The organism is Mycobacterium yunnanensis, from assembly GCF_025823185.1.
GTDB lineage: Bacteria > Actinomycetota > Actinomycetes > Mycobacteriales > Mycobacteriaceae > Mycobacterium > Mycobacterium yunnanensis.
In genome coordinates this window covers 168409-188210 of the sequence record NZ_JACKVK010000003.1, presented here as the reverse complement: position 1 = coordinate 188210, position 19802 = coordinate 168409, and the positions used below count along the sequence as shown (strand labels likewise).

Here is a 19802-nt window from a genome sequence, read left to right as displayed (position 1 = left end):
TTTGACCCATGGTGGCGGTGAACAGGGTCTATGCGGCCCGACTGGCGGGGCTGTTGGTGCTCGGGCCAGACGGTGAGTCCGTCGGCCGTGTCCGCGACGTGGTGATCAGCATCGGCATCGGCCGCCAGCAACCGCGCGTGCTGGGCTTGGTCGTCGAATTGCTCACTCGCAGAAGGATATTCGTAGGCTTACTGCGGGTCACCGCCATCGAACCCAATGCCGTCACGCTGAATACGGCGAACGTCTCGCTGCGGCGCTTCGCCCAGCGACCCGGAGAGGTCCTGGTCTTCGGCCAGGTGCTCGACACCCGCGTGCGCGTGCAGGATCCCGAACTCGAAGAGCTCGCCGGCGTCGACCTGGTGGTGGTCGACCTCGCCATCGAACAAATTCGCACCAGGGACTGGGTGGTGACCAGGGTCGCGGTCCGCAGCCACCGCCGACTGGGACGCCGCACCTCCGTGCACATCGTCGACTGGCAGAACGTCACCGGGCTGACGCAGTCGGCGATGTCGCTACCCGGCCAGGGCGTGGCCTACCTGCTGGCGCAGTTCGCCGGCCAACGCCCCATCGTGGTCGCCGACGCCATCCGCGACCTCCCCGCCAAGCGGCGCTACGAAGTGGTCAACGCCCTCGACGACGAACGCCTCGCCGACATCTTGCAGGAGCTTCCCGAAAGCGAGCAGGCCGATCTGATGGAGCGGCTCGAACCCGAGCGGGCCGCCGACGTGCTCGAGGCCATGGATCCCGACGACGCCGCCGACCTCCTGGGAGAGTTGGGTGCCTCGGCCGCCGAAGCGCTGCTCGCCCGCATGGACCCCGAGGACTCCGAATCCGTGCGACGGCTGCTGCAGCACTCCCCAGACACCGCCGGCGGTCTGATGACCTCCGAGCCGGTCGTGCTGGGACCCGGCACCACCGTCGCCGAGGCGCTGGCCCGGGTGCGCGACCCCGAACTGACCCCGGCGCTCTCGTCGCTGGTGTTCGTCGTGCGCCCGCCGACGTCCACCCCGACCGGTCGCTACCTGGGCTGCGTGCACCTGCAACGACTGCTGCGCGAACCGCCGGCGGCGCTGGTCAGCGGCATCATGGATTCCGATCTGCCCAGCCTCGATCCCGAGACCACGCTGGCGGCGGTGACGCGATACTTCGCGGCCTACAACCTGGTGTGCGGTCCGGTGGTCGACGACGAGAAGCACCTGCTGGGTGCGGTCACCGTCGACGACCTCCTGGACCATCTGCTGCCCCACGACTGGCGGGTGCGCTCCGACGACCCCGAGCTGCCCGGTGAGGACGAGCTCACCGATGCCGCCGCGCCCTCGGCCGGGGGTCCGTCGTGAGTGACCTGTCATCGCGTCAGCGGCTCGACACCCCGCGCACCAGCCGCCGCCGCTTCACCCCGAGGGTCGACATCGAGGCGGTCGGTCGCATCAGCGAGTCGATTGCCCGTTTCCTCGGCACCGGCCGATACCTTGCCATCCAGACCGTTCTGGTGGTGGTGTGGATCGCGTTCAACCTCATCGCGGTGTCGTTGCGCTTCGACCCCTATCCCTTCATCCTGTTGAACCTTGCGTTCTCCACGCAGGCGGCCTACGCCGCCCCCCTGATCCTGCTGGCGCAGAACCGCCAGGAGAATCGCGACCGGGTCGCGCTCGAGGAGGACCGGCGCCGGGCCGAGCAGACCAAGGCAGACACCGAGTACCTCGCGAGGGAGCTCGCCGCGCTGCGCATCGCCGTCGGCGAGGTGGTGACGCGTGACTATCTGCGCCGCGAACTCGAAGAGGTACGCGAGCTGCTCGACGAACTCAAGGCTGCCAAGAAGCCCAAGAAGAACGTTCCAGCCAAGCCGACCCGGGACTGGGACGAATCCGTCTAGTCAATGCCGTAACACGAGCAACACCAGATCGGTATGGTGGCGTGGTTCACAACGTTTGCCATGATGTGCCAGGGGCGGCGTTTGGTCACCTGGATCGAGGACGGTCGAGTGCAAGTTCGAGGCGGGTCCGCGTACGCGGCGGTGCGGCGGCACGTGCGCCGCGTGAAGGCCAGACCCGCCGTCGGCGCCGCGGTACTGGCCCCGCTGATCCTTCTGCTGGCCGTCGGGGCGTCGGCCCCGACCCCGAGGCACGCCGTCGCCGACGACGGCATCACGCCCCTGGCGGCGGTGGCCAGTACCGGTGACGACGCGGGCGTCGTGGTCGTCGCGGCCCCCCGGCCTCCGACCCCGTTCCGCTTCGCCGTGGCCACCCTCTCGGCGCCCCCGCCGCCCATCGTGGTGACTTCGCCTGGCAGCCTTGGCATTCCCGCCGTCGCACTGAGCGCCTACCGCAACGCCGAACGCATGATGGCGTCGGCATATCCCGGCTGCGGGGTCAGCTGGAACCTGCTGGCCGGCATCGGTCGCATCGAGTCGGGACACGCCAACGGCGGCGCCACCGATGCCAAGGGCAATCCGGTCCAGGGCATCTTCGGCCCCGCGCTGGACGGCACGCTCGCCGGCAACGAGGTCATCGTCCAGAGCGTCGCGGCGGGACGGGTGACCTACGCCAGGGCGATGGGACCGATGCAATTCCTGCCCGGCACGTGGGCGCGGTACGCCTCCGACGGCAACGGGGACGGCAAGGCCGACATCCAAAACGTCTACGACGCGTCGCTGGGCGCCGCCAGGTACCTCTGCAGCGGCAACCTGAATTTGCGCGACCGCTCCCAGGTGCTCTCGGCGATCCTGCGTTACAACAACTCGATGGCCTACGCGCAGAACGTGCTCGGCTGGGCGGCTGCCTACGCCACCGGCGTCGCGCCGGTGAACCTGCCGCCCATCGGCGTCGCCCCGCCGATCGGTGACGCTCATCTGGCCACCAGCCCCGAAGGCCTGGGCCCGGGGATCGGGCTGCCGGCCAACGATCCGCTCGCCGCCACGAACGTGACCGACCTGAGCGGGCAGAACCAGCTGGGCATTCCGCCCGGCCCTGGTGCGGGCGTTCCGCCGGCGCCGCAGCAGAACTGTCAGGTCTTCTGCCTGACACCTCAGGCCCCGGTCGCGCCGCCGGTGAACTGCCAGGTGTTCTGCCTGACGCCGCAACCCGCCGCAGCTCCCCTGCCCCCGGCGCCCGTGCCGCCGGCGCCCATGCAGTTCCCGTTCGGCGGACCGCCCGCGGAGCCACTGCCGTCCCCACCACCGGCACTGCCACCTGCGGCACCAGGGCCACCGCCCGGACCGATGCCCGGTCCGATCGGCTAGCGGCTGCGCCTACACTCGCGGGTGATGTCTCAGCAATCGCTCCACGATTCCGACGCGCTGGAATCGGCCGTTCGCTCGGCGCTGTCCAAGGTCGTCGACCCCGAACTTCGCAAGCCGATCACCGAGGTCGGCATGGTCAAGAACGTCTCCGTCGACCCCGCCGACGCCGCCGTCCACGTCGAGATCTACCTGACCACCTCGGCCTGCCCGAAGAAGACCGAGATCACCGACCGCGTGAAGCAGGCCGTCGTCGACGTGCCCGGCACCGGCGCCGTCAAGGTGACCCTCGACGTGATGAACGACGAGCAGCGCGCGGAACTGCGCAAGCAGCTGCGCGGCGACTCTCGCGAGCCGGTCATCCCGTTCGCTCAGCCCGGCTCCCTCACCCGCGTCTACGCCGTCGCCTCCGGCAAGGGCGGCGTCGGCAAGTCCAGCGTGACGGTCAACCTGGCGGCCGCGCTGGCCGCCCGCGGTCTGGCCGTCGGCGTGCTCGACGCCGACATCTACGGTCACTCGGTGCCTCGCATGATGGGCACCGAGGAGCGGCCCACGCAGGTCGACTCGATGATCCTGCCGCCGGTCGCCCATGACGTGAAGGTCATCTCCATCGCGATGTTCACCCAGGGCAACACGCCCGTGGTGTGGCGTGGACCGATGCTGCACCGCGCCCTCCAGCAGTTCCTGGCCGACGTGTACTGGGGCGATCTCGACGTCCTGCTGTTGGACCTGCCACCGGGTACCGGCGACATCGCCATCTCGGTGTCTCAGCTCATTCCCGGCGCCGAGATCCTGGTGGTGACGACGCCTCAGCTGGCGGCCGCGGAGGTCGCCGAGCGCGCGGGTGCCATCGCGCTGCAAACCCGCCAGCGCATCGTCGGCGTGGTCGAGAACATGTCCGGTCTGACCCTGCCCGACGGCACCGTGATGAACGTCTTCGGCGAGGGTGGCGGCAAGAAGGTCGCCGAGAGCCTTACGCGCTCCATCGGCGCCGACGTGCCGCTTCTGGGCCAGGTGCCCCTCGACCAGGCACTCATGGAGGCCGGCGACGCGGGCGTGCCGCTGGTGCTCAGCGCGCCGGACTCGGCTGCGGCGAAGGAACTTCGCTCGATCGCCGACACGCTGACCACGCGCAAGCGCAGCTTGGCCGGGGTGTCGCTCGGACTGAACCCGATCGGCCGCTAGGTCGCGTCGCTGTCGAACGGCGTGACGCCGGGCGTGCGCGGCGGTTCGGGTGCCGGGGTGGGCGGCTGCGGTTGCGGTTGGTTGTCCGACACCGGCTTGACGGGCTTGTCGAAGTTCCCGGTCAGGAACGAGTCGTCGCCGTCGAGAAGGTGCTTGGTGAGCGCGGCGCGCGGGGTCATGCCACGCAGCTTCTGCAATTCGCTCAACGGCTGGCGCAGGTCCTCGAATTCGGGCCCCAGATCTTCTCGCAGCTGACTGGTCGCGCCGCTGAGGTACTCCCTGGCTTGCCGCACGGTGCCGGTCGTCCAGCGGATGGCACCCGGAAGCCGTTCCGGCCCAAGGATCACGAGGCCGGCGACGACGAGCACCAGCATCTCGCCCCAGCCGATGTTGCCGAACACGGCGTCAGGCGGCGGGGTTGTCGGAGCCGGGGGTGACCGTCAACGTGACGGGCCGCCCGTCGCGCAGCACCTCGATGGGCGCGTCGACGCCGATCTTGAGCTGACGCACCGCCACGACCATCTCGTCGGCGTCGGCGACCTTGCGGGTGCCCACCTTGACGACGACGTCGTTCTCCTTGACCCCGGCCCGGTCTGCGGGACCACCGGCGACGACGTTCTTGACCAGCGCGCCCGAGGCGACGTCGTTGCTCACCGACACGGCGTTGAGGCCCAGCGTCGGGTGCGACATCTTGCCGTCCTTGATCAGGCCCTCGACGACTTCCTTGACCTCGTTGACGGGGATCGCGAACCCGAGACCGCTTGCACTGTCGGACAACGACTTTCCGGCCGTGTTGATGCCGATGATCTCGGAGTTCATGTTGATCAGCGGACCACCGGAGTTGCCGTGGTTGATGGACGCGTCGGTCTGCACACCGTCGATGACGGTGTCGGTGTCGGACCCGTCGCCGGACAGCGGGACGGGCCGGTGCAGGGCGCTGATGATGCCGTGGGTGACGGTGCTGCGCAGCCCCAGCGGAGCGCCCGCCGCGATCACCTCTTCACCCACCCGTAGCTTCTCGGAGTCGCCGAAGCGGGCGACGACGAGGTTGTCGACGTTGTCGACCTTCAGCACGGCGAGGTCGGTCTTCTGGTCGCGGCCGACGAGGTTGGCGGGCACCTCGTGACCGTCGTTGAAGACCACCGAGATCTGATACTCGGCGGGGTTCTTCGCGGCGTCGGAGATGACGTGGTTGTTGGTCACGATGTAGCCGCGGCCGTCGACCACGACGCCCGAGCCCTGGGACCCCTCGCCCTTGCTGGTCGCCTCGATGGTGACGACCGAGTCGGCGACGTTGGCCGCGACTTGGGCGAACCTGCTGGTCGGCTCCTGTTCGTCGGTGGCGCCGGTCTGCAGGGTGACCTTGGAGGTGGTGAAGGCGGGGACGATCTCGGCGGTCTTGTTGCCGATGACGCCACCGATGGCCCCGATGACCAGGGCGACGATCACGATGGCGCCGAGCGCCACCCAGGACACCCGACCGCCGAAGAACACGTCACGGACGCCGAGCTTGCCGGTCGGGGTGGTGTCGACCATCGCCTGCGCCGGGGCCGGCTGGGCCGGCACGCCGAGGGACGGGGTGGCCGCGGGATCACGCCACGGATCCGGCGGAACGTCGGCGTCGCGGTTCTGCTCGGCTTGGAGGGCTCCCGCGTCGGCGGGGTGACGTTGCAGGGTGTCGCTCACCCCGTCAGGGCGGCCGAAGGCGTCGGCGAGCACCGGGTCGGGAGCTTGGTCCCGGGGGGTGTAGTCACCCTGGTCGCGGTGTTGGTCGGCGCCGAGGAACGAACCGCTGACGCCGTCGGGCCGACCGAACGCTCGGCTTTGCGCCGGGTCGACCGGCGGGCGCGAGACGGGCTTTGGTTCCATCCGTGGGCGACTGTCGAACTGGTCCTGGTTGGTCACCCGTGTTCACTCTCCGTTGGAGCGCACGCCGTCAACGACGCGCGCCTCTACCTGGGACAACTCTTAGACTACCGGCGCTTGCGGCGAGAACGCGTCTCGCCGGTGAGGAACCGGGCCGCCGCGTCGTCGACCGGTGTCTCCGGCCGTGCGTGGTGGGGGATCTCCGACAACGCGCCGAGTAGCGACGACGGAATGCTGATCGGACAGGAGTCGCGCAGCGCGGAGCGGGCCTGCCCCTGCGCGTCCACCTCGGCCGCACACTGGGGACACATCGACATGTGGTGGGCGGCCCTCAGGTGCGCGCTCATCCGCAACTCACCGTCGACGAAGGCCGCGATGGCCTCGGTGGACAGATGCTCGGTCGAGCCGAATCGGCGTGGCCCGACCGGATGATCGCTCTGGGAGGCCAACTGGGTCGGGAGCCAGGAAAATGCACGACGGAACACGTGTCCCGGGTCCACCATCGACCTGCTCCTCTCCACGACTGCGTCAACCAACACATTCGAATGTAGCGCGGCCGACGAGATTGATCACGCTCGTGACGGCATCGAGATCAGGCGGAACGCGCGACTCCCTCGGCGAGCGCGTCGGGGTGGCTGGCCAGGTAGTCGCGCAGCGCCTGACGGCCGCGGTGAATACGGCTGCGGACGGTGCCCAGCTTCACGCCGAGCGTCGCGCCGATCTCCTCGTACGACAAACCTTCGATGTCGCAGAGGACGACGGCGGCGCGGAACTCCGGCGCCAGCGAGTCGAGCGCCGCCTGAAGATCCGGGCCCAACCTGGAGTCGTGGTAGATCTGCTCCGGGTTCGGCTCGTCGGCAGGCACCCGGTCGTAGTCCTCCGGCAGCGCCTCCATGCGAATACGACTGCGGCGGCGAACCATGTCGAGGAAGAGGTTGGTGGTGATGCGGTGCAGCCACCCCTCGAATGTGCCGGGCTGGTAGTTCTGCACCGACCGGAACACGCGGATGAACGTCTCCTGCGTCAGGTCCTCGGCGTCGTGCTGACTGCCCGACAACCGGTAGGCCAGGCGGTAGACGCGGTCCGCGTGCTGCCGAACCAACTCGTCCCAGGACGGCATCGTCGTCTTGTCGCCGGTGGCGTCGAATACGGCGGTGCCCGCCAGCTCGTCGGCTGGCTGCACCCAGTCGCCGTCGCCGGCCTGCTCGAAGTGGGCCATGAATACTGGGGACGTACTGGTAGTGGTCGTCGGATCCTCCGTGTCGCTAGTGCCGATGCCGGGAGCTGTTCCCGTACCTGCACCCGCGGAAACTGACTCGTGAGCATCAATATTCCCGGGGTCCCGGCCTCCGCGACTTTCCATGCAGTTACCTTTTCCGACCCCGTTAGGGTCCGCATATGAGCAATCTGAGCTTTCCCTGAGAATGTCGTCCTCCCACCACGCCAACTGCGCAAACGGCGGAATTCTCCGTCGATCCCGCAATGCCGCGCGGGCGTGTCGGGGCGGCGTGCGCTCGGCCTTCGCTCTACGCTGCGGGCATGACCAGCAGCGATGATTCGACGGGTCAACCCGAGGGCGGCACACCGCGGCCAAGCCGGGCCGAAGCGATCGTCGCGCACGCCGAGAATTCGATCTCCGAGGACTCGTTGACGGCTGCGGCCAGGGAACGCGCCGACGACAGCGGCGCGGGTGCCGTGACTCCCGCGGTTGGCGCCCTTCTGAGCGTGCTGGCGAAGATCGCCAAGGCCAAGGCCGTCGTCGAGGTCGGCACCGGGGTCGGCGTCAGCGGGCTGTGGCTGTTGTCCGGCATGCGTGACGACGGCGTGCTCACCACCATCGACGTCGAGCCCGAGCATCAGCGGCTCGCCAAGCAGGCGTTTCTGGAAGCCGGCATCGGGCCGTCGCGCACCAGGTTGATCAGCGGGCGGGCCCAGGAGGTCCTCACCCGCCTCGCCGACGAGTCCTACGACCTGGTGTTCGTCGACGCCGATCCGGTCGACCAGCCTCAGTTCGTGTCCGAGGGCGTGCGCTTGCTGCGCTCCGGCGGTGTGATCGTGATCCACCGCGCGGCCCTTGGCGGCCGGGCGGGCGACGCGAACGCCAACGATCGTGACGTCACTGCCGTCCGGGAGGCCGCTCGACTCATCGCCGAGGACGAGCGGCTCACGCCCGTGCTGGTCCCCTTGGGTGACGGTCTGCTGGCCGCCGCGCGCGACTGACGCCCCTGTCCTTCGCTCCTCTCGCACTTCGTCGTTGACGGACGACTAAACGCGCGTTTAGCATGTTGAACATGCGTTCAGAGGACCTGACGACCACGGCCCGCATCCGCGATGCGGCCGTCGAGCAGTTCGGCGAACACGGATTCGACGTGGGCTTGCGCGTCATCGCCAAGGCTGCCGGGGTCAGCGCGGCCCTGGTGATCCATCACTTCGGCTCCAAGGAGGGCCTGCGCAAGGCGTGCGACGACTTCGTCGCCGAGTCCATCCGGGCGTCCAAGAGCGAGTCCATTCAGTCCTCCGACCCCGCCTCCTGGCTGGCCCAGCTGGCCGACATCGAGTCCTTCGCACCCCTGATGGCCTATCTGGTTCGCAGCATGCAATCCGGCGGCGACCTGGCAAAGTCCCTGTGGCGCAACATGATCGACAACACCGAGCAGTATCTCGACGAGGGCGTCCGAGCTGGCACCGTCAAGCCAAGCCGAGACCCCAAGGCGCGGGCCAGATTCATCGCGATGTCCAACGGCGGTGGCTTCCTGCTCTACCTGCAGATGCACGACAACCCCGGTGACATGCGCGCCGTCCTGCACGACTACGCGCGGGACTCGGTACTGCCCGCCCTTGAGCTCTACACCGAGGGGCTGATGACCGATTCGACGATGTTCGACGCCATTGCGGCGGCGGCGAAGGAGGAGTGATCGATGGCCACTGACAACGGCAACGTCGCCGTCGAGGTCCGGAATCTGCGGAAGGACTTCGGCTCGGTACGCGCGCTCGACGGACTGAACCTCGATGTCGCCAAGGGCGAGGTGCACGGCTTCCTGGGCCCCAACGGCGCAGGCAAGTCCACCACCATCCGAATCCTGCTCGGGCTGGCGCGAGCCGACTCGGGTACCGCCCGACTGCTCGGCGGAGATCCGTGGACCGACGCGGTCGCCCTGCATCGCCACATCGCCTACGTGCCAGGGGACGTCACCTTGTGGCCGTCACTCACCGGCGGCGAGACCGTCGACCTGCTGGGACGGATGCGCGGTGGCGTCGACGAGAAGCGGCGGGCCGAACTCGTCGAGCGCTTCGACCTCGATCCGTCGAAGAAGGCGCGCACCTACTCCAAGGGCAACCGCCAGAAGGTGTCGCTGGTGTCCGCCTTCGCCTCCCACGCGCGGCTGCTGTTACTCGACGAGCCCAGCAGCGGCCTGGATCCGTTGATGGAGAACGTCTTTCAGCAGTGTGTCACCGAGGCCCGCGACCGCGGCGCCACGGTCTTGCTCTCCAGTCACATCCTCGCCGAGACCGAGGCTCTGTGCCAGCGCGTCACCATCATCCGGGCTGGACGAACCGTCGAGAGCGGCACGCTGGAGTCGATGCGCCATCTGTCCCGCACCTCGATCACCGCAGAGATGATCGGAGACCCCGGCGACATCAGCCGTCTCCCCGGCGTCGAGGACGTCACCGTCGACGGCCACACCCTGCGCGCCCAGGTCGACGGTGCCAGCCTCGGTGAGGTCGTCAAGCTGCTCGGCAACGCCGGAGTGCGCAGCCTCGTCAGCCAGCCACCGACGTTGGAGGACTTGTTCCTGCGCCACTACGGAGTCGACGACGAGTCCTCGACGCGGGTGAGCGCATGACGATCCTGGAACGCCCGCGTCACCCCGCCCACGAGGCGCCGACCCGGGGGTCCAACCTCACGGGAACCGTTGCGTTGCTGCGTCTCTACCTTCGCCGCGGCCGCATCGTCCTGCCCGCGTGGGTGCTACTGCTGTCCGTGCCGTTGGGCACGGTGTACGTCGCCAGCATCGCCGCGGTCTACCCCACCACCGCCGACCGCGCGAACCTCGCCGCGACCATCATGGCCAGTCCGGCGCAGCGTGCGCTCTACGGCGTCGTCTACGGCGACAGCCTCGGCGCGACCGGCATCTGGAAGGCCGGCATGTTCCACGTGCTGATCGCCGTGGCCGTCATCCTGACCGTCGTGCGGCACACCCGCGCCGAGGAGGAGTCCGGACGTACCGAACTCGTCGACTCCACGGCAATCGGACGCTACGCAAGCCTCACCGCCGCAATGCTGTTGGCCGCGGGCGGATCGGTCGCCGCCGGGGTCATCGGCATCGTGGGACTGCTGCCGTTCGACGTGCCCGCCGGTGGCTCGGTGGCCTTCGGCCTTGCGCTCGCCGGAACGGGCCTCGTGTTCACCGCCGTGGCCGCGGTGACGGCGCAGCTGTCGCCGAGCACGAGATTCGCCCGTGGGGCGGCATTCGCCGTGCTGGCGGCGGCGTTCACGCTCCGGGCGGTCGGCGACGCGGGGGCGCACGCCGAATTCCTGTCCTGGCTCTCCCCCTTGGGATGGTCGTTGCAGGTGCGCCCCTACGCCGGTGACAGGTTCTGGATCCTGCCGATGCACGTGGTGCTTGCCGCGGCGCTGGTCGCGATTGCCTATCGATTTCTGGCCCGGCGCGACGTCGGTGCCGGCATGATCGCCGAGCGCCCGGGCGCGCCCAAAGCCGGTCGGGCCCTCCGCGGGCCGATGGCACTGGCGTGGCGGCTCAACCGTGCGTCGACCGCGCTGTGGACGGCGGGGCTGTGTCTCTACGGTCTGTTGATCGGCAGCGTCGTCCACGGGGTCGGTGGTGAGATCGGCGACAGCCAGACAGCCCGCGACGTCGTGGCGCGCCTCGGCGGCACCGACCAGCTCGAGCAGGCGTTCATCGCCGTGGCGTTCGGAATGCTCGGCATGGTCGCCTCGGCATTCGCGATCTCCCTGACCCTGCGGCTGCATCAGGAGGAGACGACCCGGCGCGCCGAGATGGTGCTGTCCGGCGCGGTGAGCCGAAGTCGTTGGCTGGCAAGTCATGTGCTGTGCGCCGTCGTGGCCACCACGATGGCCCTCGTACTCTCGGCGGTGGTGGCGGGACTGACCTACGGTGCGGCCGCCGGTGACGTGACCGGCAAGCTGTCGGCGGTCGTCGGGACGGCGGCGGTGCAGTTGCCCGCGGTCTGGCTCTCGATCGGCGTCACGGTTGCCCTGTTTGGCCTGGTGCCGCGGTTCACGCCAGTGGCGTGGGGCGTCTTGAGTTCGTTCATCGCGCTCTATCTGCTTGGCTCCCTCGCTAATTCACCTCGATGGCTGGTGAATCTGGAACCGTACGTCCACGTGCCGCGCGTCGGATCGGGCGCGTTCGACGCCGCCCCGCTGTGGTGGCTGCTGACGATGGATGCGGTCTTGGTTGCGGTGGGCGTCATCGCCTTTCACCGTCGAGACCTGCACTGAGGGTCATCGTGAAACTTGCCGTGCAGCTGCTCGCGTCGTTCCTCTTCAGCGTCGTGTTCTTCGGCCTGGCTCTGTTCCTGCCGGCCGGGACGTTGGACTACTGGCAGGCCTGGGTGTACCTCGTCGTGTTCGTCGCGGCGACGCTGCTGCCTAGTCTCTACCTCGCGGTGAAGCACCCGGCGGCGTTGCAGCGCCGCATGAAGGGTGGTCCGACCGCCGAGACACGGCCCGTGCAAAGGGTCGTGATGGTGGCGACGGTCCTCGCGGTGCTGGCGCAAGTGGTGGTGAGTGCACTCGACCACCGCTTTGGCTGGTCGTCGGTGCCCGTTCCCGTCGTCGTCCTCGGCGACGTGCTGGTGGGCGCCGGCTTGCTGCTCGCGCAGTGCGTCGTCATCCAGAATGGCTACGCCGCGGCGACGATCACCGTCGAGGCCGATCAGCCGTTGGTCTCCACCGGTCTCTACGGTCTGGTGCGCCACCCGATGTACCTCGGCGCGCTGGTGATGATGGTCGGCGCTCCGCTGGCGCTCGACTCGTACTGGGGCCTGGCCCTGGTGTTTCCCGGGTGCCTCGCGCTCGCCGTCAGGATCGGTGACGAGGAGAAGATGCTTCGCGACGAATTGGTCGGATACGACGATTACGTGCGGCGGGTGCGCTTCCGGTTGGTGCCGGGCGTGTGGTGACGACCCGTGTCGGTGGGCCGCGGTACAGTCGAACACATGTTCGATACGGTGGACGAGGCGGGGCTGGTCGACCGCATCGCCGCACTCGAGCGCGCCAAGTCCGCGGCCGCCGCCGAGCAGGCCGTCCTCACCGCCACCCTGGACCAAGCCCGTCGGGCTCGGGAAGCCGCCGCCGGAATCCCCACCGCGAAACGCGGCAAGGGATTGGGCAGCGAGATCGCCCTGGCCCGCCGCGACTCCCCCAACCAAGGAGGCCGCCACCTCGGATTCGCCCGCGCTCTGGTCCACGAAATGCCCCACACCCTGACCGCGTTGCGCGCCGGGGCGCTCTCGGAATGGCGGGCCACCCTCATCGTCCGAGAATCCGCCTGCCTCGACGTCACCGACCGCAAGATCCTCGACGCCCGGATGTGCGCGGATCTGGAGCGTTTGGACGGCAAGGGTGATCAGCGGATCACCGCCGACGCCAAGGCCATCGCCTACGAACTCGACCCGCACGCCGTCGTGGACCGGGCCGTGCGCGCCGACACCGAACGCTCGGTCTGGGTCCGCCCCGCCCCGGATGCGATGACCTACGTGACGGCGCTGCTGCCCATGACCCAGGGCGTCGCGGTCTACGCCACCCTGCGGCGGGAAGCCGACACGTGTGGTGACGGACGCTCCCGGGGTCAGGTCATGGCCGACACCCTCGTCGAACGCGTCACCGGAAGACCCGCCCGACACGTGTGGTGACGGACGCTCCCGGGGTCAGGTCATGGCCGACACCCTCGTCGAACGCGTCACCGGAAGACCCGCCGAGGTTCCCGTGCCCATCGCGGTCGAGGTCGTCATCACCGACGACACCCTCCTGGGCGGGGACACCACACCGGCCCGGGTGCCCGGGTACGGACCCATCCCCGCCGCCATCGCCTGCCAACTCGTCGACCGCGCCGCCACCGACGACCGATCCACGGCCACGCTGCGCCGGCTCTACCGCCACCCCGACTCCGGTGCGTTGATCGCGATGGAATCCCGCGCCCGGGCGTTCCCGAAGGGATTGGCCCGGTTCATCGCCGTCCGCGACGACACCTGCCGCACCCCCTACTGCGACGCCCCCATCCGGCACACCGACCACTCGGTCGACCACGCCGCCGGCGGTGCGACCACCGCGCTCAACGGTCGAGGCACGTGCGCGGCGTGCAACTACGCCAAGCAAGCCCCCGGCTGGCGCATCTCGAACCACCGCGACCGGGACGGCACCCACCGCAGCGACGTCACCACCCCCACCGGCGCCCGCCACCACTCGACGGCGCCACCCTTACCCGGCCCACGCCGACGCCCCAGTGACGTCGAGATCGCCTTCGCCGACCACCTCGCGTGGCCTGACGCCGCCTGAGGACGCCTCATACTGATCGGGTGACGGTAGACAAGACCTGCGTCGGTAGCGGCAAGCCGTGGACGGTGGACATCGCGGGCAAACCGATCTGTCCGCGCTGCCGCCGATCGCTGTCGACCGTCGCCGGCAAGGGAAAGACCGTCACCAACACGCCGAAGGTGCCCCGCCACGATCGGCCGGGCCGCTACCAGCGCTAGATCCAGATGCCCTTGCCGACAGCGACGACGCCGCCGGCACTGATCGCAAACCGTTCCCGATCGCGCTCGAGGTCCACCCCGACGTGCTCCCCCGGCCCGACCACGACGTTCTTGTCGAGGATCGCGTGGCGAACCACCGCACCACGCCCGATGCGGACGCCCGGCATGATCACGCTGCCCTCCACGATCGCCCCGTCGTTGATCACGACGTTCGACGACAGCACCGAGTTGCGCACCGAGGCGGCTGAGACGATGCTGCCCGCCCCGACGACCGACTCCTGCGCCGAGCCGCCGTTGACGAACTTGGCGGGAGCGAGGTTCTCCGGTTCCCCCCGGATCGGCCAGCGACGGTTGTACAGATTGAAGATGGGGTGCACCGACACCAGGTCCATGTGCGCGTCGTAGAAGGCGTCCAACGTCCCGACGTCACGCCAGTACCCGTGATCGCGCTCGGTCGACCCGGGCACTTCGTTGTCGTTGAAGTCGTAGACCGCGGCCATGCCGTCGGCGACCAGACGCGGGATGATGTCGCCGCCCATGTCGTGGTCGGAGTCGTCGTCGTCGGCGTCCGCGCGGATCGCGTCGACGAGGACCTTCGTGGTGAAGATGTAATTGCCCATCGACGCATACGTCTGCTCGGGATCGTCGGGCGTACCGGGTGGGTCGGCCGGCTTCTCGACGAACGCGCGGATCATTCCGGATTCGTCGGCGTCGATGCACCCGAATGCCGTTGCCTCGGAGCGCGGCACCCTGATGCCCGCGACCGTCGCGCCCGCTCCACTCTCGATGTGGAACTGCAGCATCTGCTCGGGGTCCATGCGATAGATGTGGTCGGCGCCGAAGACGACGACGTAGTCGGGGTCCTCGTCGTAGATGAGGTTGAGCGACTGGAGGATCGCGTCACCGGAGCCGGTGTACCAGCGCGGGCCGAGGCGCTGCTGCGCGGGAACGGGGGTGATGTACTCCCCGGCAAGCCCCGATAACCGCCAGTTCTGCGAAATGTGGCGGTCCAGCGAATGAGACTTGTATTGCGTCAGAACGCAAATCTTCAAGTAGCGGGCGTTGACCAGGTTCGACAGGACGAAGTCGATGAGCCGGTAGGCGCCGCCGAAGGGAACCGCGGGCTTGGCCCGATCCGCGGTCAGCGGGTACAACCGCTTGCCTTCGCCGCCTGCCAGGACGATGCCCAAAACGGTTGGCAGTTCCCTCATGCGTCAAACCTATCGGCCCTTAGGGGTCGCGGCTAGCCATTCACGCTATTCCGACACGATTGACCAAAGTGCTGTCGGGCTGTCGGTCAAGACAATTGGGTCCGAGTCGCTCACGGCTCGGTGACGGTGAACTACCGTCGTCCACATGCGAGTGGCGATGATGACGCGGGAGTATCCACCGGAGGTCTACGGCGGCGCGGGGGTGCACGTCACGGAATTGGTTGCCCAGCTCAAGAAGATGTGCGACGTGGACGTGCATTGCATGGGTGCGCCGCGGCCCGGCGAGCCCGACGTTCACGTCGCCGCGCCAGACCCGGCACTCGACGGCGCCAACGCCGCCTTGACGACGCTGTCCGCCGACCTGGTGATGGTCAACGCCGCCTCAGGGGCGACCGTTGCGCACTCGCACACCTGGTATGCCGGGCTGGCCGGTCATCTCGCCGCGTTGTTGTACGGCATCCCACACGTCTTGACGGCGCACTCGCTGGAGCCGATGCGGCCGTGGAAGGCCGAACAACTCGGTGGCGGCTACCAGGTCTCGTCGTGGGTGGAACGCACCGCGGTCGAGGCCGCCGCTGCGGTCATCGCGGTCAGCTCGGGCATGCGCAAGGACGTGCTGGCCACCTACCCGGCGCTGGACCCCGACCGCGTCCACGTGGTGCGCAACGGCATCGACACCGAGAAGTGGTACCCCGACACCGAGGGAGCAGCAGGCACGCTCGCCCGCATCGGAGTCGACCCGGCGCGGCCCATCGTGGCGTTCGTCGGGCGCATCACGCGACAGAAGGGTGTCGCGCACCTGGTCGCCGCGGCACACCACTTCGCCCCCGAGGTGCAGCTGGTGTTGTGTGCGGGCGCCCCGGACACCCCGGAGATTGCCGCGGAGGTAGGGGGTGCGGTCGAGGAGCTGGCGGCGTCACGCGACGGCATCTTCTGGGTCCAGGACATGCTGCCCACCGACCAGATCCGCGAAATATTGTCCGCGGCAACGGTCTTCGTGTGCCCGTCAGTCTACGAGCCACTGGGCATCGTCAACCTCGAGGCGATGGCATGCTCGACGGCCGTCGTCGCCTCCGACGTCGGCGGCATTCCCGAGGTCGTCGACGACGGTGAGACCGGTCTGCTGGTCCACTACGACGCGTCGGACGCCACGGGCTTCGAGGCCCGCCTCGCCGACGCGGTCAACTCGTTGGTCGCCGACCCCGACCGTGCCGCCCGATTCGGACGCACCGGCCGTCAGCGTTGCATCGACGAGTTCTCCTGGGAGCGCATCGCCGAGCAGACGCTCGAGATCTATCGGAAGGTCTCCGGCTAGCGGAGCACCCGACGGCGATTACGCGGTGACGTTCTTCAGTTCGTCGCCGAGCGCGGCGGCTTCATCGGGAGTCAGTTCGACGACGAGGCGCCCACCACCCTCCAGTGGTACTCGCATCACGATGCCCCGCCCCTCCTTGGTTGCTTCCAGAGGACCGTCGCCGGTCCGGGGCTTCATCGCCGCCATCGAGTGCTCCCTTCCGCGTGCTCCGTTCCGCGTGCGCGAAACGGGTCGGGGCCGAGACTGCCCACTCGGCGACAGCACTCGGCACTGAACTGATCTTTCGACCATTGTTCCCTATCCAGGCCAGTCAGTGTGCAAAGACCCGGGTTAGGCGCCGAGTTGGTCGCTTCCCGCGGCGGTTTCCACCCAGCAGGTCGCCAGGTGGTCGTCGACCATTCCGGTCGCCTGCATCAGGGCATATGCGGTCGTCGGACCGACGAACTTGAAGCCGCGCCGCTTGAGTTCCTTGGCCATCGCCTTGGACTCGGGCGTGACGGCGGGCACCTCGGACATGGCGGTCGGGCGTGGCCGCGGCGGCGGGGCGAACGACCACAGCAACTCGTCGAGCCCGACGTCGAGGTCGGCGACGGCTCGCGCGTTGGCAATGGTCGCCTCGATCTTGGCGCGGTTGCGCACGATCCCCGCGTCGGCCATCAACCGCTCGACGTCCCGGTCGCCGAACCGGGCCACCTTCTCGGCCTCGAAGCGCCGAAACGACCGCCGAAACGCCTCCCGCTTGCGCAGGATGATGAGCCACGACAGACCGCTCTGAAAGGCCTCCAGCGTCAACCGCTCGAACAGTTCGCGGCCCCCGCGCAGCGCTTGACCCCACTCGGTGTCGTGGTACTCGCGGTAGAGCACCGAATCGTCGGTTGCCCAGCGCTCCCCCGTGAAATCGGCCCAGCCACAACGGATTCGGCCGTCGTGGCCGACGACGTCGCTCATCGTTCGTCGCGCGCGTCGGCCGCCACCGCGCGCTCCTCGACGAGGAGGTCCTCACCCGGCCCCGGAGCGAAGTCGTCGACCCCGTAGGCGGCACGAAGCGCCGCAACCTGACCGCGCAGCTGGTCGACTTCCTGGCCGAGCCGGTCGAGCGCCCAGTCCACCTCGGCGACCTTGTAGCCGCGAAGCGTCTGACTAAATTTCAGCGCCTCGACGTCGGCGCCGGTGATCTCCGAGGCAGGCAGCATGGTGGCGGTGGTCGCGCGGGGCAGCGGTGGCAACCGTTCCCCGCGCCCGAAGAGCACGCTGCCGACGCCGAACAGCACGACGGCGACCAGGATGAGGACCACCAGGTACAGGAGGATCAACGTCACGACGTCGATACTGCCTGACCGCTACGACACGTGCCGTGACGGCCCGCAGGCTTAGCGCGGACGCAGGGTCGCCATCGGCGGGCGGTCGGCCAGCGACACCGTCGAGGTGCGGGCGGTGTAGTCCTCGCCGTCGGCGAAGAACTGGGTCAGCCCCACCCCGGAGTCGGGCACCCCGCACCGGGACAGCAGCGTCGCGATGACCTGCCGGCTCATCGCGGCCAGCTCGGTCAGCGGACGGTTGCGGTGGGTGCGAACGCCGAGGTTCACCTGGGCGATGGCATCCAAGCCCAACCGGTCATAGGTGTCGATCAGCAACCCGATCTCGACGCCATAGGCCGGTGCGAACGGCAGCGCCGTCAACAGTTCACGGGTGCCCGCATACTCGCCACCCAGCGGCTGAAGCAGGCACGTCAGCTCGGGGCGCAGCGCGGCGAGGAGGGGTCGCGCGACGAGCTCCGTGACCCGGCCGCCACCGTTGGCGTCCTCGCTGCCGCTGACCTTGAGCGGCCGACGGTAGAAGCCCTTGACCAGGTGCACGCCGTCGGCGGTCAGCAGCGGGCCCAGCAGCTTGGGAACGAACATCGGGTCCGGGTCGATCAAGTCGGAGTCGACGAAGACCACCAGGTCACCCGTCGTCGCCGCCAGCGACCGCCACAGCACCTCCCCCTTGCCGGGCTGCGGCGCCACCTCGGGGAGCGCCGCCTCACGGCTGACCACCCTGGCGCCGGCGGCGACCGCGCGGATCTCGGTGTCGTCGGTCGAGCCGGAGTCCAGGACCACGATCTCGTCGACCAGCCCGCCGAGCAGCGGGGTGATGGTGTCGACCACCGAGGCGACGGTCTCTTCCTCGTTGAGCGCGGGAAGCACGACGGAGACGGTCCGGCCTGCCTTGGCGGCCTCCAACTCCGCAACGGTCCACTGCGGCCGACGCCACGTGTGGTCCGACAGCCAGCGGTGGTCTGCGATGGCCTCTACGGCGTCGAGTTCAGGTGTCAGACTCATGCAAGTCCCCTTACGGTCCGCGTCGGTGGACGCTTGCCCTGGATCGACGCGACCATTTCCAGGACGCGTCGCGTGGACCCCACCTCGTGAACCCGGAACATGGCAGCACCCGCCTGCGCGGCGAGCGCGGTCGCGGCCAGAGTTCCCTCGAGGCGTTCGGTCAAGCCCACTCCCAGAGTCTCCCCGACGAAATCCTTGTTGCTCAGGGCCATCAGGACAGGCCATCCAGTGTTTACAAGGTCTTTTACGTGGCGCAACAAACTAAGGCCATGGTGAGTGTTCTTACCGAAGTCATGCGTGGGGTCGATCAAGATCGCATCTCGCGCGACGCCTGCCGCGACCGCCCGCTCGGCGGCCGAGGTGACCTCCGCGACGACGTCGTCGACCACGCCTCGTTCGGACAATCCGTAGTTCACCCGGAACGGTCGTGTCCGCGGGACGGCGCCGCCGGTATGCGAACACACCAACCCGGCCCCGAACTCGGCGGCGACGCCGGCGAGATCCGGATCGGAGCCGCCCCACGTGTCGTTGATGATGTCGGCGCCCGCCGCGCACGCCTGCTTGGCGACGGTGGCGCGCCACGTGTCGACGCTGATTAGCTGGTCCGGGTACGCCCCGCGCAGCCACTCGATGAACGGGACGACGCGCGCGATCTCCTCGTCGGCGTCGACGGCATCCCCGGGGCCCGCCTTCACACCGCCGACGTCGACCACGTCGGCGCCTTCCTCGACGACCCGGTGCACGGCCGACTTGGCGGCCTCGTCGGTGAAGTTCGCACCCCGGTCGTAGAACGAATCCGGCGTCCGGTTGACGATCGCCATGATCATGGCGCGATCGCCCGCCACGGGGCGGCCGAGGAACGTCGACTGCATGCATTCCAGGCTAACCGCGCACGCGGTGGGCGTGATCAGCCGCGCTGGGCGTGACCG

At 68.8% G+C, this 19802-nt stretch carries 21 protein-coding genes and 1 pseudogene; 12 read left to right on the top strand and 10 right to left on the bottom strand.

Translation table 11 applies throughout. The features are described from left to right. Positions 1-8 precede the first annotated feature (8 nt). The 4 genes from H7K45_RS04645 (at position 9) to H7K45_RS04630 (ending at position 4420) form a co-directional block, all read left to right on the top strand. Positions 9-1337: a magnesium transporter MgtE N-terminal domain-containing protein gene (locus H7K45_RS04645; protein WP_263994598.1), complete on the top strand. Its 1329-nt coding sequence runs from the start codon at positions 9-11 to the stop codon at positions 1335-1337. Continuing rightward, positions 1334-1873 carry a DUF1003 domain-containing protein gene (locus H7K45_RS04640; protein ID WP_263994597.1) on the top strand — a complete coding sequence of 180 codons (540 nt, stop codon included), beginning with the start codon at positions 1334-1336 and terminating at the stop codon, positions 1871-1873. Before H7K45_RS04645 ends, H7K45_RS04640 begins: the two co-directional genes overlap by 4 nt. A gap of 108 nt (positions 1874-1981) precedes the next feature. Beyond that, positions 1982-3238: a lytic transglycosylase domain-containing protein gene (locus H7K45_RS04635; protein WP_372512502.1), complete on the top strand. Its 1257-nt coding sequence runs from the start codon at positions 1982-1984 to the stop codon at positions 3236-3238. A 24-nt stretch (positions 3239-3262) separates the two neighbouring features. Then, complete coding sequence (locus H7K45_RS04630) at positions 3263-4420, top strand: Mrp/NBP35 family ATP-binding protein (RefSeq protein WP_263994595.1); 1158 nt, start codon at positions 3263-3265, stop codon at positions 4418-4420. On the opposite strand, the gene tatB is transcribed toward H7K45_RS04630, so the two are convergent. The 4 genes from tatB to sigE all read right to left on the bottom strand — a co-directional run bounded on the left by tatB (position 4417) and on the right by sigE (position 7649). Next, a complete protein-coding gene (gene tatB, locus H7K45_RS04625; RefSeq protein WP_263994594.1) occupies positions 4417-4821 on the bottom strand; it encodes a Sec-independent protein translocase protein TatB in 405 nt (134 codons plus the stop codon). The genes H7K45_RS04630 and tatB overlap by 4 nt on opposite strands. A 4-nt stretch (positions 4822-4825) precedes the next feature. Next, positions 4826-6325 (bottom strand): serine protease HtrA, encoded by a 1500-nt coding sequence (gene htrA, locus H7K45_RS04620; protein WP_308206383.1) that lies wholly within the window; start codon positions 6323-6325, stop codon positions 4826-4828. Between the two features lie 68 nt (positions 6326-6393). Beyond that, positions 6394-6789, bottom strand: a complete 396-nt coding sequence (gene rseA, locus H7K45_RS04615; RefSeq protein WP_263994593.1) for an anti-sigma E factor RseA — start codon at positions 6787-6789, stop codon at positions 6394-6396. Positions 6790-6878: 89 nt separating this feature from the next. Further along, positions 6879-7649: an RNA polymerase sigma factor SigE gene (gene sigE / locus H7K45_RS04610; RefSeq protein ID WP_263994592.1), complete on the bottom strand. Its 771-nt coding sequence runs from the start codon at positions 7647-7649 to the stop codon at positions 6879-6881. 176 nt (positions 7650-7825) lie between these two features. On the opposite strand from sigE, the gene H7K45_RS04605 reads away from it, so the two are divergent. The 7 genes and pseudogenes from H7K45_RS04605 (at position 7826) to H7K45_RS04575 (ending at position 14026) form a co-directional block, all read left to right on the top strand. After that, entirely contained in the window at positions 7826-8506 is a 681-nt protein-coding gene (locus H7K45_RS04605) for an O-methyltransferase (RefSeq protein WP_263994591.1), read from the top strand. 71 nt (positions 8507-8577) lie between these two features. Then, the gene (locus H7K45_RS04600) at positions 8578-9201 is read left to right on the top strand and encodes a TetR/AcrR family transcriptional regulator (RefSeq protein ID WP_263994590.1); all 624 of its coding nucleotides are present in this window, start codon (positions 8578-8580) and stop codon (positions 9199-9201) included. Between the two features lie 3 nt (positions 9202-9204). Beyond that, the gene (locus H7K45_RS04595; protein ID WP_263994589.1) at positions 9205-10131 is read left to right on the top strand and encodes an ABC transporter ATP-binding protein; all 927 of its coding nucleotides are present in this window, start codon (positions 9205-9207) and stop codon (positions 10129-10131) included. Further along, the gene (locus H7K45_RS04590; protein WP_263994588.1) at positions 10128-11771 is read left to right on the top strand and encodes an ABC transporter permease; all 1644 of its coding nucleotides are present in this window, start codon (positions 10128-10130) and stop codon (positions 11769-11771) included. The genes H7K45_RS04595 and H7K45_RS04590 overlap by 4 nt, the downstream gene beginning before the upstream one ends. Before the next feature lie 8 nt (positions 11772-11779). Continuing rightward, positions 11780-12454 (top strand): methyltransferase family protein, encoded by a 675-nt coding sequence (locus tag H7K45_RS04585; protein WP_263994587.1) that lies wholly within the window; start codon positions 11780-11782, stop codon positions 12452-12454. A 36-nt stretch (positions 12455-12490) separates the two neighbouring features. Beyond that, positions 12491-13829, top strand: a pseudogene (locus H7K45_RS04580) (HNH endonuclease). 20 nt (positions 13830-13849) lie between these two features. Beyond that, complete coding sequence (locus H7K45_RS04575) at positions 13850-14026, top strand: hypothetical protein (RefSeq protein WP_263994586.1); 177 nt, start codon at positions 13850-13852, stop codon at positions 14024-14026. Here H7K45_RS04575 and glgC read toward each other — a convergent pair. Next, complete coding sequence (glgC, locus tag H7K45_RS04570) at positions 14023-15237, bottom strand: glucose-1-phosphate adenylyltransferase (protein ID WP_263994585.1); 1215 nt, start codon at positions 15235-15237, stop codon at positions 14023-14025. The genes H7K45_RS04575 and glgC overlap by 4 nt on opposite strands. Before the next feature lie 145 nt (positions 15238-15382). Here glgC and glgA point away from each other — a divergent pair, with 145 nt between their 5' ends. After that, positions 15383-16552, top strand: coding sequence for a glycogen synthase (gene glgA, locus H7K45_RS04565; RefSeq protein ID WP_263994584.1), 1170 nt, complete (start codon positions 15383-15385; stop codon positions 16550-16552). A gap of 18 nt (positions 16553-16570) precedes the next feature. Here the strand turns inward: glgA and H7K45_RS04560 are convergent, their stop codons facing one another. From H7K45_RS04560 to folP, 5 genes are all read right to left on the bottom strand, one after another. Continuing rightward, entirely contained in the window at positions 16571-16738 is a 168-nt protein-coding gene (locus H7K45_RS04560; protein WP_069392118.1) for a DUF3117 domain-containing protein, read from the bottom strand. Between the two features lie 144 nt (positions 16739-16882). After that, positions 16883-17500: a DNA-3-methyladenine glycosylase I gene (locus H7K45_RS04555; RefSeq protein ID WP_263994583.1), complete on the bottom strand. Its 618-nt coding sequence runs from the start codon at positions 17498-17500 to the stop codon at positions 16883-16885. Beyond that, positions 17497-17871 (bottom strand): DivIVA domain-containing protein, encoded by a 375-nt coding sequence (locus tag H7K45_RS04550; RefSeq protein WP_263994582.1) that lies wholly within the window; start codon positions 17869-17871, stop codon positions 17497-17499. The genes H7K45_RS04555 and H7K45_RS04550 overlap by 4 nt, the downstream gene beginning before the upstream one ends. A gap of 51 nt (positions 17872-17922) precedes the next feature. Further along, positions 17923-18873, bottom strand: a complete 951-nt coding sequence (locus H7K45_RS04545) for a glucosyl-3-phosphoglycerate synthase (RefSeq protein WP_263994581.1) — start codon at positions 18871-18873, stop codon at positions 17923-17925. Further along, a complete protein-coding gene (folP, locus tag H7K45_RS04540) occupies positions 18870-19745 on the bottom strand; it encodes a dihydropteroate synthase (RefSeq protein ID WP_263994580.1) in 876 nt (291 codons plus the stop codon). The genes H7K45_RS04545 and folP overlap by 4 nt, the downstream gene beginning before the upstream one ends. Positions 19746-19802: the final 57 nt, after the last annotated feature.

Coding starts and splice junctions, on each gene's coding strand:
- glgC (WP_263994585.1), bottom strand. CDS start 15,237: ATGAGGGAACTGCCAACCGTTTTGGGCATCGTCCTGGCAGGCGGCGAA.
- H7K45_RS04630 (WP_263994595.1), top strand. CDS start 3,263: ATGTCTCAGCAATCGCTCCACGATTCCGACGCGCTGGAATCGGCCGTT.
- H7K45_RS04595 (WP_263994589.1), top strand. CDS start 9,205: ATGGCCACTGACAACGGCAACGTCGCCGTCGAGGTCCGGAATCTGCGG.
- H7K45_RS04560 (WP_069392118.1), bottom strand. CDS start 16,738: ATGGCGGCGATGAAGCCCCGGACCGGCGACGGTCCTCTGGAAGCAACC.
- H7K45_RS04545 (WP_263994581.1), bottom strand. CDS start 18,873: ATGAGTCTGACACCTGAACTCGACGCCGTAGAGGCCATCGCAGACCAC.
- H7K45_RS04555 (WP_263994583.1), bottom strand. CDS start 17,500: ATGAGCGACGTCGTCGGCCACGACGGCCGAATCCGTTGTGGCTGGGCC.
- H7K45_RS04645 (WP_263994598.1), top strand. CDS start 9: ATGGTGGCGGTGAACAGGGTCTATGCGGCCCGACTGGCGGGGCTGTTG.
- sigE (WP_263994592.1), bottom strand. CDS start 7,649: ATGGAAAGTCGCGGAGGCCGGGACCCCGGGAATATTGATGCTCACGAG.
- glgA (WP_263994584.1), top strand. CDS start 15,383: ATGCGAGTGGCGATGATGACGCGGGAGTATCCACCGGAGGTCTACGGC.
- rseA (WP_263994593.1), bottom strand. CDS start 6,789: ATGGTGGACCCGGGACACGTGTTCCGTCGTGCATTTTCCTGGCTCCCG.
- H7K45_RS04600 (WP_263994590.1), top strand. CDS start 8,578: ATGCGTTCAGAGGACCTGACGACCACGGCCCGCATCCGCGATGCGGCC.
- H7K45_RS04605 (WP_263994591.1), top strand. CDS start 7,826: ATGACCAGCAGCGATGATTCGACGGGTCAACCCGAGGGCGGCACACCG.
- folP (WP_263994580.1), bottom strand. CDS start 19,745: ATGCAGTCGACGTTCCTCGGCCGCCCCGTGGCGGGCGATCGCGCCATG.
- H7K45_RS04590 (WP_263994588.1), top strand. CDS start 10,128: ATGACGATCCTGGAACGCCCGCGTCACCCCGCCCACGAGGCGCCGACC.